Genomic DNA, 13,136 nt, shown 5'->3' on the forward strand with positions numbered 1-13,136 from the left:
AGGCCCGAAGGTCCCCCACTTTGGTCTTGCGACGTTATGCGGTATTAGCTACCGTTTCCAGTAGTTATCCCCCTCCATCGGGCAGTTTCCCAGACGTTACTCACCCGTCCGCCACTCGTCACCCGAGAGCAAGCTCTCTGTGCTACCGTTCGACTTGCATGTGTTAGGCCTGCCGCCAGCGTTCAATCTGAGCCATGATCAAACTCTTCAATTTAAGTTTGATTTGCTGAAACAAGTTCAGCGGTGCTCATCTGTAAAACGTCATAATGAATTTCATTATGTGTTCACTCGTGAGGCTTTGATATTTTTTTGCGTCCGGAGACGCGGATATCAATCCTGCGAGTGCCCACACAGATTGTCTGATAAATTGTTAAAGAGCATGCCGCGATTTCTCTAGCGGCGCGGGATGCGTATATTACGCTTTCCGCATTCTCAGTCAAGCATTTATTTTTGCTTTTCTGAAGGTTGCCTTGAAGACCACCTCCTGAACACTTCACTTCGTAAGCCGTTGTTCCGTGTCAGTGGAGGCGCAGTATAGGGATTTCTTCGGAGCTGACAAGCGCTAATTTCAAATTAATTTCCGAGTGCTGATTTTTTCGTCGAAACGCCACTAAACTGCTAATTTTTCCAGCAACGGGAAGCCATAACGCTGCAAAATCGGTGACAATTTCGTCACTTCATCATCTATACGCGTACAGAACGCTAAATTCTGACCGGATGAAACCGCCTGCGGTGCTTCATGCTCTAATAACCAGACGGTACGACGCGCAATCGCCGCGCCCGAATCCACCAACCTTGTCCCTTCCGGCAGCACCAGCTGCAGCTCATCACGTAGTAAAGGGAAATGCGTACATCCGAGAACCACGGTATCAGGTGGCTCTTTCATCCGTAGCCAGGGTTGCACAGCACGGCGTACATCAGCGAGCTCAACATCTTCGCCATGCAGCTTGGCTTCCGCCAGCTCCACCAGCTCAGCAGAGCCGAGCATTTCGATTTTGCAGTCACGGGCAAATTGCGCCACTAACTCATGGGTATAAGGACGTTTCACCGTGCCGCGCGTGGCCAGCAATCCCACTACGCCGTTACGCGTCAGACGCGCAGCAGGTTTTATCGCAGGCACCACACCCACAACCGGGAATTCGAAACGTTCACGCAGAGCCGGCAAAGAGATGGTGCTGGCCGAGTTACAAGCAATGATCACCAACGCAAGCGGGAAACGCTGAGTGATAGCCGTCACCACCGCCACCACGCGCTCGACAATAAAGTCTTCGGATTTTTCGCCGTACGGGAAACCTTCATTATCAAAGGCGTAGAGATAGTGAAGATCCGGCAGTAAATGCCGGACCTCATCATAAACGGAGAGCCCACCCACGCCGGAGTCAAACACCAGCACGGTGGGACGCAGATCAGAAGCTGTAGCTGGCGCTGAGGTAATACTCCGTTCCTGGAGTTGGATAGCCATACGCTGTCTCATAATCTTTATCGAACAGGTTGGCAATTCTACCACGAACGGTGAGCTGTGATGTGACCGGATACGAGACCGCGAGATCTACCGTGCTGTAACTCGATAAACGACGCTGCTCGCTGGCATATTCGCTGGTGTTGTTATCGTAGCGCTTACCGAAGTACTGGTAGATGACATCAATATCAAAGTCATACACCGTCATACCCAGCTGATATTTGGCCTGCTCACGCGCACGACGCGCCAGCGTTTCACCATCTGAATCACGACGCGCATCCAGATAACCCAAGGTGATCTGGTGATGAAGGAAGCGGGTATCAAAATCAGCGGTGGCTTCAATACCTTTCAGCGTAACGGCTTTTTCATTGTAATAGCCGCCCTCAAAAGTCACAGGATCAGAAGCATAGGTAATGAGATTGCTGACTTTATTGTGATACGCAGCAACACGCCAATTAACCGGACCGGTTAAACCTTCCAGCGCGGCTTCCCACTGTTTTGATTTCTCAGGATTGAGATCGGGATTAGAGCTAATACCAAAGCGCTTCAGACCATATAGCTGGCCTAACGTCGGCGCCTGGAAACCCGTGCCGTAAGAGAGTGATGCCTTGTAACCCGGCACAAACTCCCAACCCGCAGCCGTTTGCCAGGTGCCATGACGGCCAAAGTCCTGGTTATCATCGCCACGCGCCGAACCTTCAAGCGTAACATTGCCAAACTGCTGCTGAGCCGTCAGGTAAGCACCGGTGTTGTCTTGCTTGTAACCATCTTCATCACGCGGTGCGCCAGAATAAAGTTGTCCAATCGAACTCAGTTTCTGCTGCTGCCAATCCAGACCCGCGCTGACCATGCCATGCCCCACCGCAAAGGTGTTGCCCCATTGCAGGTTGCGCTGCTCCATGTCATCCAGGCTATTGGAATCCGCATAGCGGCCGTCAGACCCAACGTAGTTATAGATTTTGTACTTTTGATAACTGGCGGTCAGCTGCGAGGAGTATTCCTCTTTATTAAAGCGCAGACCGGTATCAAACGAGTGATTATAGATCTGTTGCTCATCCTGACCACCGACATAACCCGCATCGTAATCTGAGTTCGCGGCGTAACCGTAACCCCGGAAGAAGCCAGAAAACGCCTCGTTAAACTTGTGGTCAACGCCAGCCCAGAACGCCTTATTGCGCCAGCCATCACGATCGCGATCGGTCGGAGACGTTGAGCCCGGCTGAACGTTGTAGCCGTTGGTGGCCTGATAAGAGCCCGCCACCGTTACGCGCGTCTGGTCCGTGACATTTTGATTGATGCCGCCGCTGTATTCCTGATAGCCCTTCGAACCAAAGCCAGCCGTCAGCGAGTTTTGATTGTTCGGGTTTTGCGTGATGACATTCACCACGCCGCCAATCGCATCTGCGCCGTAAACCGCAGACCGCGGGCCACGAATGAACTCAACGCGCTGGATGATGGAAACAGGGATTTGGTTGAAGTCAGCAACGCCGGTAATGCCAGGCTTAGAGAACGGCACACCGTCAACCAGAATTAGCGTATGGCGCGCTTCAGAACCACGTACATACATAGAAGCGCTTTGCCCAATGCCGCCGCTTTGCGCGATATCCACGCCCGGCAAGCGGCGTAACACTTCCAGTAGGTTCTTGGATTGCCACTGATCGATCTCATCACGGGTGACAACAGAAGTCGAAGCCAGCACCGACGAGACAGGCTGCGCGAAGCGGTTAGCGGTAACGATTTGCGTATCATCATTCTGCTGCGCGTAGCCAAATTGCGCCCAGAGAGACAACGCCGTTGCACTGAAGGCAAACAGCGAAGCATGTGTTTTTTTCATTGTTATAGCATCCAAAAGACGAAGCAGGATGCCGCACGACTACAACCAATAGCTCGCGATGGTCGTATGTATTGCGACGTCACACCGGCAGGTCTTCGGGCTGAGAATCATAAATGGTGAAAAAACTTCCCATCCGGCAGGACAGTGTTTGTAATTGCCATCACCACGACATTCTTTACCGCTGCGCGTCAGCTCCAGATTCACACTGGATTCCCTTTTAACTCAAGGAGGCCGGCAGGCGCAGTCTACGGCCAGGAAGGCCGGAAATCCAGACTTCCAGCCATCTTGTTTTCCGCAGGGCTGGACATCAGCAGTTGAATGCCTACAATCGCCCGGCAAGCCAGCTTATTACCAGGATTAAAGATGACACCCGAACAGCTCCCGATTGAACAATACGACGCGCAACTGGCGGAAAAAGTCAGCCGCTTACAGGCGATGATGATGCCCTTTGCCGCGCCCGACGTGGAGGTGTTCCGTTCGCCGGTCAGCCACTATCGGATGCGTGCCGAATTCCGCATCTGGCACGACGGAGACGATCTCTACCACATCATCTTTGATCAACAGACCAAGCAACGTATCCGCGTCGATCAATTCCCGGCGGCCAGTGAATTGATCAACCAGCTGATGCCAAAACTGATCGCGGCGATCCGTGACAACCGCACGCTGCGTTTCAAACTGTTCCAGATCGATTACCTGTCGACGATGAGCAACCAGATTGCTATCTCGCTGCTCTATCACCGCAAGCTGGAAGAGGAGTGGACCGCCGCCGCCAGCGCCCTGCGCGACAGCCTGCGTGCCGAAGGCTTTGATGTGCAGCTGATTGGCCGCGCTACCAAAACCAAAATCTGCCTCGATCGCGATTACGTGGATGAGCGCCTGCCGGTCGCGGGGAAAGAGATGATTTATCGTCAGGTGGAAAACAGCTTCACCCAGCCAAACGCGGCGATGAATATTCAGATGCTGGAGTGGGCGCTGGACGTCACGCAGGATTCGCAAGGCGATCTGCTGGAACTCTATTGCGGTAACGGCAACTTCTCGCTGGCGCTGGCGCGTAACTTCCGCAGCGTGTTGGCCACGGAGATTGCCAAGCCGTCGGTCGCGTCCGCGCAATACAACATTGCCGCCAACCATATTGATAATGTGCAGATTATTCGTATGGCCGCTGAAGAGTTTACCCAGGCGATGACGGGCGTTCGCAGCTTCAATCGTTTAGAAGGCATCGACCTGAAGAGCTATCAATGCGAAACCATTTTTGTTGATCCGCCACGTAGCGGGCTGGATGAGGAAACTGTGAAGATGGTGCAGGCCTATCCGCGCATCCTTTATATCTCCTGCAACCCGCAAACGCTGTGCGACAACCTCGCGGTGCTGGGAGAAACGCATGATGTCACGCGTCTGGCGCTGTTCGATCAGTTCCCGTATACCCATCATATGGAATGCGGCGTGCTGCTGACGCGCAAGGCCTAAACAACAACGGGAACCCCAAGGTTCCCGTTTTTTCACTGCTTGCTCTTCGCGCGGCGAAAACGCATACCAATCCAGAACACCAGCGCCACCATCAGAATGGTCGGGATGAAGTTAGAGCCGATATCCGGATATTCAGCCCGCACCAGCGCGCTATAAACCAAAATACCCAGCAGGAAGAACGCCGCCGCCAGTGAAGGCATGCCGTCTGGCATATTGCGGTTGAGATAACGCTGATGCAAACACCAGGCCGCGAGGCCAAGCGCAATCAGCGGGAATATCGAAAAGGGAACAAACGTGCTGAACAGCACCGAAAAGGAGCCGTTGATCGCTAAACCGGTGATAAAAGCCAATAAAAGCGTTCCTTTATCGCGTGGGTTTTGCTCAATCATTTCATTATCCTTATCACATTACTCTTCGGGTTTTTCCAGGGTAACCGCCAGACGCTCTTGCTCCCGGCGATACCAGTAATAAGCGCCTTTGGCGATCATGCGCAGCTGCAGCACTAATCGATCCTCAAGCTTACGGCGCTGCTCAATATCAACGTCCAGCGCTTCGGCACCCGCGCTAAACACAATCGTCACCATGGCTTCGGCCTGCGCTTCGGTGAAGCTGCGCGGCATGCGATTTTCTAATTCAAGATAATCGGCCAGTTCGGCGATGAAGTGCTGAATCTCACGCGCGACTGCGGCACGAAAGGCCGCCGAGGTTCCGGAGCGCTCGCGTAGTAAGAGCCGAAAAGCGTTGGGATTGTTCCCGATGAACTCCATAAAAGTTGCCACCGAGGTTTTGATAATGCTGCCGCCCTTGGCAATACGCTGGCGCGCCTGACGCATTAACTGGCGCAGCATCAAGCCGCTTTCGTCCACCATGGTCAGGCCCAGCTCATCGACATCGCGGAAGTGACGATAAAATGAGGTCGGCGCAATCCCCGCTTCGCGTGCAACTTCGCGCAAACTCAGGCTGGCAAAACTCCTTTCTGCACTTAACTGACTGAAGGCAGCCTCAATCAGTGAACGTCGTGTACGTTCTTTTTGTAGCGCTCTGACGCCCATTTTCCCGGCCTTTTAGGTGATTTGGCAGGCACTATAACAAACTTTTCAGCGTACAGCGGTGCAAACTTTGTGAACGCCTGTGAACCTCACGCTTTGTCAAACTTCAGCAATTTACGCTGTTAGAATTCAGATGTGCGCGGCGAGATGTTAGAATCTCGTTGTAAAAATGTGATAAAAAAATAGGACGTACTGGTATGCAAAAGTCTTACGATTACGATGCCATTGTGATTGGCTCCGGTCCGGGCGGCGAAGGTGCGGCGATGGGGCTGGTGAAGCAGGGAGCGCGTATTGCAGTGATCGAACGCTACCACAACATCGGCGGCGGTTGTACACACTGGGGAACCATCCCTTCCAAAGCCCTGCGTCACGCTGTTAGCCGTATCATCGAGTTCAATCAAAACCCACTTTACAGCGATCACACTCGCCTCCTGCGCTCCTCATTCGCCGACATTCTCAACCACACCGAGAACGTGATCAGTCAACAAACCGCGATGCGTCAGGGCTTCTACGAGCGCAACCGCTGTGAACTTTATCAGGGCGATGCCCGATTTGTTGATGCCAACACCATCGAAGTGGAACAACCCGACGGCACCCGCGAGCGATTAACCGCGGCGAAATTCGTGATCGCCTGCGGTTCTCGTCCGTATCATCCCGCAGATGTCGATTTCACCCATCCGCGCGTTTACGATTCCGACTCCATCCTCAACCTGCATCATGAACCTGGTCACGTCATCATTTATGGCGCCGGCGTAATTGGCTGTGAATATGCCTCGATTTTCCGCGGCCTGAACGTCAAGGTTGACCTGATCAACACCCGCGACCGTCTGCTGGCGTTCCTCGATCAGGAGATGTCAGATTCCCTCTCCTATCACTTCTGGAACAGCGGCGTGGTGATTCGTCACAACGAAGAGTTTGAGAAGATTGAAGGCGTTGATGACGGGGTGATAATTCACCTTAAATCGGGCAAAAAAGTGAAAGCCGATTGCCTGCTGTACGCAAACGGTCGAACCGGTAACACCGATTCACTGGCGCTGGAAAACGTCGGACTGGAAGCGGATGGTCGTGGCCTGCTGAAGGTGAACAGCATGTATCAAACTGCGCTGCCGCATATTTACGCGGTTGGCGACGTGATTGGTTATCCAAGCCTGGCTTCTGCTGCTTACGATCAGGGCCGCATTGCCGCGCAGGCGATCATCAAAGGTGAAGCTACCGCGCACCTGATCGAAGATATTCCAACCGGGATTTACACCATTCCGGAGATCAGCTCAGTGGGTAAAACCGAACAGCAGCTGACGGCGATGAAAGTGCCGTATGAAGTGGGTCGTGCGCAGTTTAAACATCTGGCGCGTGCGCAGATTGTTGGCATGCATGTCGGCAGCCTTAAGATTCTGTTCCACCGCGAAACCAAAGAGATTTTAGGGATTCACTGCTTTGGCGAGCGTGCTGCGGAGATCATTCACATCGGCCAGGCCATCATGGAACAGAAGAACGGCGGCAACACGATCGAGTACTTCGTGAATACCACCTTCAACTATCCCACCATGGCCGAAGCTTATCGCGTGGCAGCGTTAAACGGCTTAAACCGCCTGTTTTAACGAGGTATCCAGATAACCCTTCATGTGGGTTTTGATTGCTTCTGCCAACTGCTCATAGCGGCTGCGCAGAGGCGATCCTGGACGATAGACCAACGCGATGGTGCGCTGCGGCACCGGCTTGTAGCACGGTAAATAGCAGACGCCATCACGTTCGCGTTCATTCGGCACGGACAGCGCAGGTAACAAGGTAATGCCGCTACCGGCGGCAACCATGTTGCGCAGCGTTTCCAGACTGGTGGCGCGGAAATGCGTATCTTCATCGGCACCGGCTTCGAAGCAGAAGCCCATCGCCTGATCGCGCAGGCAGTGCCCATCTTCCAGCATCAGTAATTTCTCACCGGCCAGATCCGACATCGGCACGCGATCGCGATCGCGCCACGGATGATCGGCATACACCGCCAGCGTCATTGGCTCATCAAACAGCGGCACCTCAATAAAGGCTTCACTCTCTTTCACCAACGCCACGATGGCGCAATCCAGCTTGCCGCTGTCGAGCTGTGCCAGCAGTTGCTGCGTCTGCGCTTCATGCAGGTACATTTCGAGTTTGGGGAAGGTTTTGTGCAGCATCGGAATGATGTGCGGCAGCAGATACGGCCCGGTGGTTGGAATCAAACCAATGTGCAGCGGTCCAGACATCGCTTCGCCTTGCTGGCTCGCCATCTCCTTCAGCACTTTCACTTCGCGCAGCACGGTTCGCGCTTGATCCACCAGCAACAGTCCAGCCTGAGTAAACAACACCTTACGGCTGGTTCGCTCCAGCAGCATCACGCCAAGTTCATCTTCCAGCTTACGAATCTGTCCACTTAAGGTAGGTTGGCTGACATGACATGCGTCAGCTGCACGCCGGAAATGGCGATGCTCCGCAAGTGAAACCAGGTATTCGAGATCACGAATATTCATTGAAATCCTCCAAACCACGATAGCCCGTGGCGATAGATAGAATAGCAATGAACGATTGGCCCTATCAAGGCGTGAGCGGGAATAATGCGCGCATCAAATGATCTGGAGCAGAACCTGCAAACTGCTTAAAACCAATCACTGTGCTGGCCGGGAGTGGCCTGCCCTTGATGATGTGCCTATAACAAAATGTAATTCCGAAGCTAGAGGTTGGCGGGCTACCGAAGAGGTGCCCGCTTTTTTTGCTTGTCGCTCGCCTGCTGGATATCAACAGAGCGCGATAAATCGCGCCGCTACGCATTCCTGCATATACCGCAGCGGCGCAATCTAATGCGCATAGCTTTTAACCCAAACGCTTCTGCGCTTCGCTGATGGCGAAGGCGACCTGTTGAGGAGCGACACCACCTTGCGCATTACGCTTATCCAGGCAAGATTGCAGCGACAGAATTGGATACACGTCATCCTCAATCACCGCGCTGAACTGCTTCAACTGCGCCAGAGTGAGCGCTTCCAGCGCCACGCCTTGCTTGATCGCTTCCACCACGGTTTCACCCACAATGTGGTGGGCTTCGCGGAACGGAACGCCTTTTGCCACCAGATAATCGGCCAGCTCGGTCGAGTTGGCGTAGCCCTGCTCAGCGGCTTCCTGGCAACGCGGACGTTTTACCTGAATGCCGTCCAGCACCAGCACCGACATATGCAGGCAGTCGAGCCAGGTATCCAGCGCATCGAACAGCCCTTCTTTGTCTTCCTGCATATCTTTGTTGTACGCCAGCGGCAGGCCTTTCAGCGTCATCATCATGCCGGTCAGCGCACCTTGCACACGGCCACATTTGCCACGGATCAGCTCCAGCGCATCCGGGTTTTTCTTCTGCGGCATCAACGACGATCCGGAAGTGACTTTATCCGACAGCTCAAGGAAGCCCGCTTCACCGGTGTTGAAGAAGATCAGGTCTTCAGCAAAGCGCGACAGATGCACCATGCCAATCGAGGCGTCTGACAGCAGCTCGAGCACGTGATCGCGATCGGAAACGGTATCGAGGCTGTTACGCGTGGCAGAGGCAAAACCTAACCAGCCGGCCAGCTGCTGACGATCGATCTCGTAGGCGGTACCCGCCAGCGCGCCGCAACCCAGCGGACTGACATCCATACGCTTCAGTGCATCCTGCAGACGGCTCTCGTCACGCGCCAGCATCTCAACGTACGCCAGACACCAATGCGCGAACGTCACCGGTTGCGCACGCTGCAGGTGCGTGTAACCCGGCATCACCGCGTCCTGATTGGCTTGTGCCGTGGCGACCAGCGCCGATTGCAGCTCGCGCGTCGCCTCCAGCAGCACGGCAACCTGCTCTTTGCACCACAGTTTCAGATCGGTCGCGACCTGATCGTTACGGCTACGGCCGGTGTGCAATTTCTTGCCCAGCGCGCCGACTTTGTCGATCAGCTTGCCTTCCACCCAGCTGTGAATATCTTCCGCATCGCTTTGCAGAATCTGCTCAGGATTGGCGCGTACCTCAGCCAGCAGTTCATTCAACGCGCTTTCCAGCTGTTGCTGCTCTTCATTGGTCAGCACGTTGACCGTCACCAGCGCTTTTGACCAGGCAATCGAGCCGGTAATGTCCTGCTCGGCCAGACGATAGTCAAAACGCAGCGAGTCGTTGAACTGTTTGAACCGTTGGTCTGCTGCCTGCGAAAAACGTCCGCCCCAAAGTGCCATCTGCATTACTCCTGAATCTGTTATAGAAAAGGCGGCCCGAAGCCGCCCTTGCAAAATATGTCGATTGCCGCGGTATTACTTCTTCTGCTCGTTCAGCGCGCGAATGCGTGAAGAGAGTGAGAACAAGCGGATAAAGCCGCCCGCGTGACGGTGATCGTAAACTTCGTCTTCGCCAAAGGTGGCGAACTCTTCTGAGTACAGGCTGTTAGCAGAGGTTTTCTGAATCGCCGTGGCCTGGCCTTTATACAGCTGGAGTACCACTTCGCCATTCACCTCTTCTGCCAGGGATTCAGCTGCGGCCTGGATAGATTTACGCAGCGGCGCGAACCAGCGACCATCGTAAACCACGTAAGACATTTCATGGCCCAGCTGCTCACGCCATTTGAAGCTATCGCGATCCAGCACCAGTTGTTCAACCGCACGCAACGCGTTAACCATGATGGTGCCGCCTGGAGTTTCGTAGCAGCCGCGGGACTTGATGCCTACCAGACGGTTTTCCACGATGTCGATACGGCCGACGCCGTGTTTGGCGCCCAGCACGTTGAGTTTTTCCAGGCACTGGAACGGGCTAAGCGTCTCGCCGTTCACCGCCACCACGCGACCTTTCTCCACGGTGACCGTGACATTTTCTGGCTGATCGGGCGCTTCCAGCGGATCAACGGTCCACACCCAGCAATCTTTGTTCGGTGCATTGGCTGGGCTTTCCAGCACGCCGCCTTCGGTAGAGATGTGCCATGCGTTCTCATCACGGCTGTAGATTTTTTCCAGCGACGCAGTGGTCGGGATATTGCGTTCTTTCAGGTAATCCAGCAGCGCTTCACGTGAACGCAGGTCCCACTCACGCCATGGCGCAACCACTTTCAGTTGTGGCGCCAGCGCGGTGTAGGTGGTTTCGAAACGCACCTGATCGTTACCTTTACCGGTTGCGCCGTGGCACAGCGCATCTGCGCCCACTTTCAGCGCCAGCTCAACCTGGGCTTTAGCGATAATCGGACGCGCCATAGACGTACCCAGCAGATAAGTGCCTTCGTACAGGGCACCAGTCTGCAGAACCGGATACACGTATTCGCTGATGAACGCTTCACGCAGGTCAACCACGTGGCACTCAGACGCACCTGACTGCAGCGCTTTCTTCTCAACGCCTTCCAGATCGGCTGGATCCTGGCCAATGTTCGCCACGAACGCCACCACTTCACAGCCGCCATAGTTCTCTTTCAACCATGGAATGATGGCTGAAGTATCCAGACCGCCGGAGTAGGCCAGAACGATTTTTTTGATGTTTTGCGTGCTCATGTCTTAATCCTTGATTATGCGAGAATCCGGGTGCCAATCGACACGCCGTTGAAAAGGGTTGGCAGTTGTTCAGCATGACGCCAGCTGGCGATATCGACCGGGCGACCGAGCGTGCGGGCGGCATCAAGCGCCGCGTTCACTTTCACGATCATGCCATCGGTGATGATGCCCTGCGCAATCAGCTGCTCCGCTTTCGCGGCGGTCATCTCTTCGATGCGCTGACCTTTGCCGTCGAGAATACCGCTGACATCAGACAACAGCACCAAATCGGCACCGATGGTCGCAGCCAGCGCGGTTGCCGCCTGGTCGGCGTTGACGTTCATCAACTCACCGCCGTCGGTGATGCCAATCGAGCTGATCACCGGCATGTAGCCCGCCGCCAGCAGCGTGTTCACCAGCGCCGGATTGCCCGGCGTCGCGTTGCCAACGTGTCCCAGCTCTTCATCGAACTGCGCCACGTTGACCAGACCGGCATCGCCGAGGCACAAACCCACCGCGCCGATGCCATATTTCTTCGCCCACGCCAGCAGCGTTTTGTTGGCGGTACCGGCTAACGCACCGGTAATAATGTCAATCTGATCGGCTGGCGTCACGCGCAAACCGTTCTTCTTTTTCACCGGCAGCGCGAGCTTCTTCATCAGCTCGTCCACCACGCAACCACCGCCGTGCACAATGATCAGCGGACGCTGATGTTCATTGCGGTACGCCAGCAGGGCATCAAACAGACGGGCCAGCGCTTCTTCGCTATCCAGCAGCACGCCACCCAGTTTAATGATTAATGGATTCATTGCGTTATCCGTTCGTTAAATCAGAGACAGCGTTTCGGGGAAGCCGAAACGAATGTTTAAACACTGAACCGCCTGCGATGAGGCGCCTTTCAGCAGGTTATCTTCGGCAGCCACCACAATCAGGTGCTCGCCTTGCATGGCGAAGCCGATGTCGCAGAACGGTAAACCGACCACCGCTTTCAGCGCCGGTACGCCTTTGTCATAGACGCGCACCAGCGGTTTGTCGTGGTAAGCGTTATGGAAGGCATCCGCCACATCCTGCTGCGTCACGCCCGCTTTCAGGCGGCAAGTGGTGGTCGATAAAATCCCGCGTGGGAAGCTGCCCAGATGTGGCGTGAAGATCACCGGCGTACCGAGATGCGCCACAATTTCCGGGTGATGACGATGATTAAACAGGCCGTACGGCTGCAAGCTCACTTCACAGAAGCTGGTGCCAACGTTGGCTTTGCGCCCTGCGCCGCTCACGCCGCTGGTGGCATTGATTACCGGCCACTGTGCATCGTTAAGCAGACCCGCTGCGATCAGCGGTTTCAGCGAAAGCTGGGCTGCGGTTGGGTAGCAACCCGGCACCGCAACCAGCTCCGCATCTTTGATTTTGTCGTGCTGCCATTCGGCCAGGCCGTAAACCGCCTTGTCCAGCCAATCCTGATGCTGATGGCTGAAACCGTAATATTGCGTATAGAACGCATCGTCGTTTACGCGGAACGCGCCGGAGAGATCGAACACCACGCAACCAGCTTTGAGGAATTCAGGTGCCAGATCGTGGCTGACTTCGTGAGCCGTGGCGAGGAACACCACATCCACTTTGTCGGCCCATTCAGCGGCGTCGCTCAGCGGCTGCAGCGGCAAATCGACAATGCCTTTGAGCTGCGGATGCAAATCCGACAATAACTTTCCAGCATCCGGGCTTTGCGCTGAAACCGCCAAAGCGGTTATGTTCATATGCGGATGGCGATTCAGGTAGGTGGCAAGCTCTACGCCAGCGTAACCACTGGCACCAACGATCAGCGTATTCAACATCAGGCTGTATACCT

General features: G+C 54.8%; 11 protein-coding genes, 1 rRNA gene and 1 riboswitch. Of the genes, 2 read left to right on the forward strand and 10 right to left on the reverse strand.

The window, feature by feature from the left end; all coding sequences use genetic code 11:
• The 3 genes from DEU53_RS20160 to btuB form a co-directional block, all read right to left on the reverse strand.
• Positions 1 to 214, reverse strand: a 16S ribosomal RNA gene (locus DEU53_RS20160); the annotation flags it as partial.
• Between the two features lie 396 nt (positions 215 to 610).
• Positions 611 to 1,462, reverse strand: coding sequence for a glutamate racemase (gene murI / locus DEU53_RS20165; RefSeq protein WP_110868173.1), 852 nt, complete (start codon positions 1,460 to 1,462; stop codon positions 611 to 613).
• Complete coding sequence (gene btuB / locus DEU53_RS20170) at positions 1,407 to 3,293, reverse strand: TonB-dependent vitamin B12 receptor BtuB (protein ID WP_110868174.1); 1,887 nt, start codon at positions 3,291 to 3,293, stop codon at positions 1,407 to 1,409. Before btuB ends, murI begins: the two co-directional genes overlap by 56 nt.
• 68 nt (positions 3,294 to 3,361) lie before the next feature.
• Positions 3,362 to 3,544: riboswitch (cobalamin riboswitch) on the reverse strand.
• Between the two features lie 112 nt (positions 3,545 to 3,656).
• Between btuB and trmA the strand changes: the two genes are divergently transcribed.
• Positions 3,657 to 4,760, forward strand: coding sequence for a tRNA (uridine(54)-C5)-methyltransferase TrmA (trmA, locus tag DEU53_RS20175; protein ID WP_110868175.1), 1,104 nt, complete (start codon positions 3,657 to 3,659; stop codon positions 4,758 to 4,760).
• Between the two features lie 32 nt (positions 4,761 to 4,792).
• On the opposite strand, the gene DEU53_RS20180 is transcribed toward trmA, so the two are convergent.
• Both DEU53_RS20180 and fabR read right to left on the reverse strand, forming a co-directional pair.
• On the reverse strand, positions 4,793 to 5,149 hold the full coding sequence (locus tag DEU53_RS20180) for a YijD family membrane protein (RefSeq protein ID WP_061720276.1): 357 nt from the start codon (positions 5,147 to 5,149) through the stop codon (positions 4,793 to 4,795).
• Between the two features lie 18 nt (positions 5,150 to 5,167).
• The gene (fabR, locus tag DEU53_RS20185) at positions 5,168 to 5,812 is read right to left on the reverse strand and encodes an HTH-type transcriptional repressor FabR (protein WP_008109648.1); all 645 of its coding nucleotides are present in this window, start codon (positions 5,810 to 5,812) and stop codon (positions 5,168 to 5,170) included.
• 194 nt (positions 5,813 to 6,006) lie between these two features.
• Here fabR and sthA point away from each other — a divergent pair, with 194 nt between their 5' ends.
• The gene (sthA, locus tag DEU53_RS20190; protein WP_101760632.1) at positions 6,007 to 7,407 is read left to right on the forward strand and encodes a Si-specific NAD(P)(+) transhydrogenase; all 1,401 of its coding nucleotides are present in this window, start codon (positions 6,007 to 6,009) and stop codon (positions 7,405 to 7,407) included.
• Here sthA and oxyR read toward each other — a convergent pair.
• From oxyR to argC, 5 genes are all read right to left on the reverse strand, one after another.
• A complete protein-coding gene (gene oxyR / locus DEU53_RS20195; RefSeq protein ID WP_008109652.1) occupies positions 7,390 to 8,307 on the reverse strand; it encodes a DNA-binding transcriptional regulator OxyR in 918 nt (305 codons plus the stop codon). The genes sthA and oxyR overlap by 18 nt on opposite strands.
• Positions 8,308 to 8,647: 340 nt before the next feature.
• A complete protein-coding gene (gene argH / locus DEU53_RS20200) occupies positions 8,648 to 10,021 on the reverse strand; it encodes an argininosuccinate lyase (RefSeq protein ID WP_101760728.1) in 1,374 nt (457 codons plus the stop codon).
• Between the two features lie 75 nt (positions 10,022 to 10,096).
• Positions 10,097 to 11,314 carry an argininosuccinate synthase gene (locus tag DEU53_RS20205; protein ID WP_101760634.1) on the reverse strand — a complete coding sequence of 406 codons (1,218 nt, stop codon included), beginning with the start codon at positions 11,312 to 11,314 and terminating at the stop codon, positions 10,097 to 10,099.
• 14 nt (positions 11,315 to 11,328) lie between these two features.
• Positions 11,329 to 12,102, reverse strand: coding sequence for an acetylglutamate kinase (gene argB, locus DEU53_RS20210; protein WP_007885411.1), 774 nt, complete (start codon positions 12,100 to 12,102; stop codon positions 11,329 to 11,331).
• Between the two features lie 15 nt (positions 12,103 to 12,117).
• Positions 12,118 to 13,122 carry an N-acetyl-gamma-glutamyl-phosphate reductase gene (gene argC, locus DEU53_RS20215; protein WP_110868176.1) on the reverse strand — a complete coding sequence of 335 codons (1,005 nt, stop codon included), beginning with the start codon at positions 13,120 to 13,122 and terminating at the stop codon, positions 12,118 to 12,120.
• Positions 13,123 to 13,136: the final 14 nt, after the last annotated feature.

Source organism: Pantoea sp. AG1095, from assembly GCF_003208415.1.
Lineage (GTDB): Bacteria > Pseudomonadota > Gammaproteobacteria > Enterobacterales > Enterobacteriaceae > Pantoea > Pantoea leporis.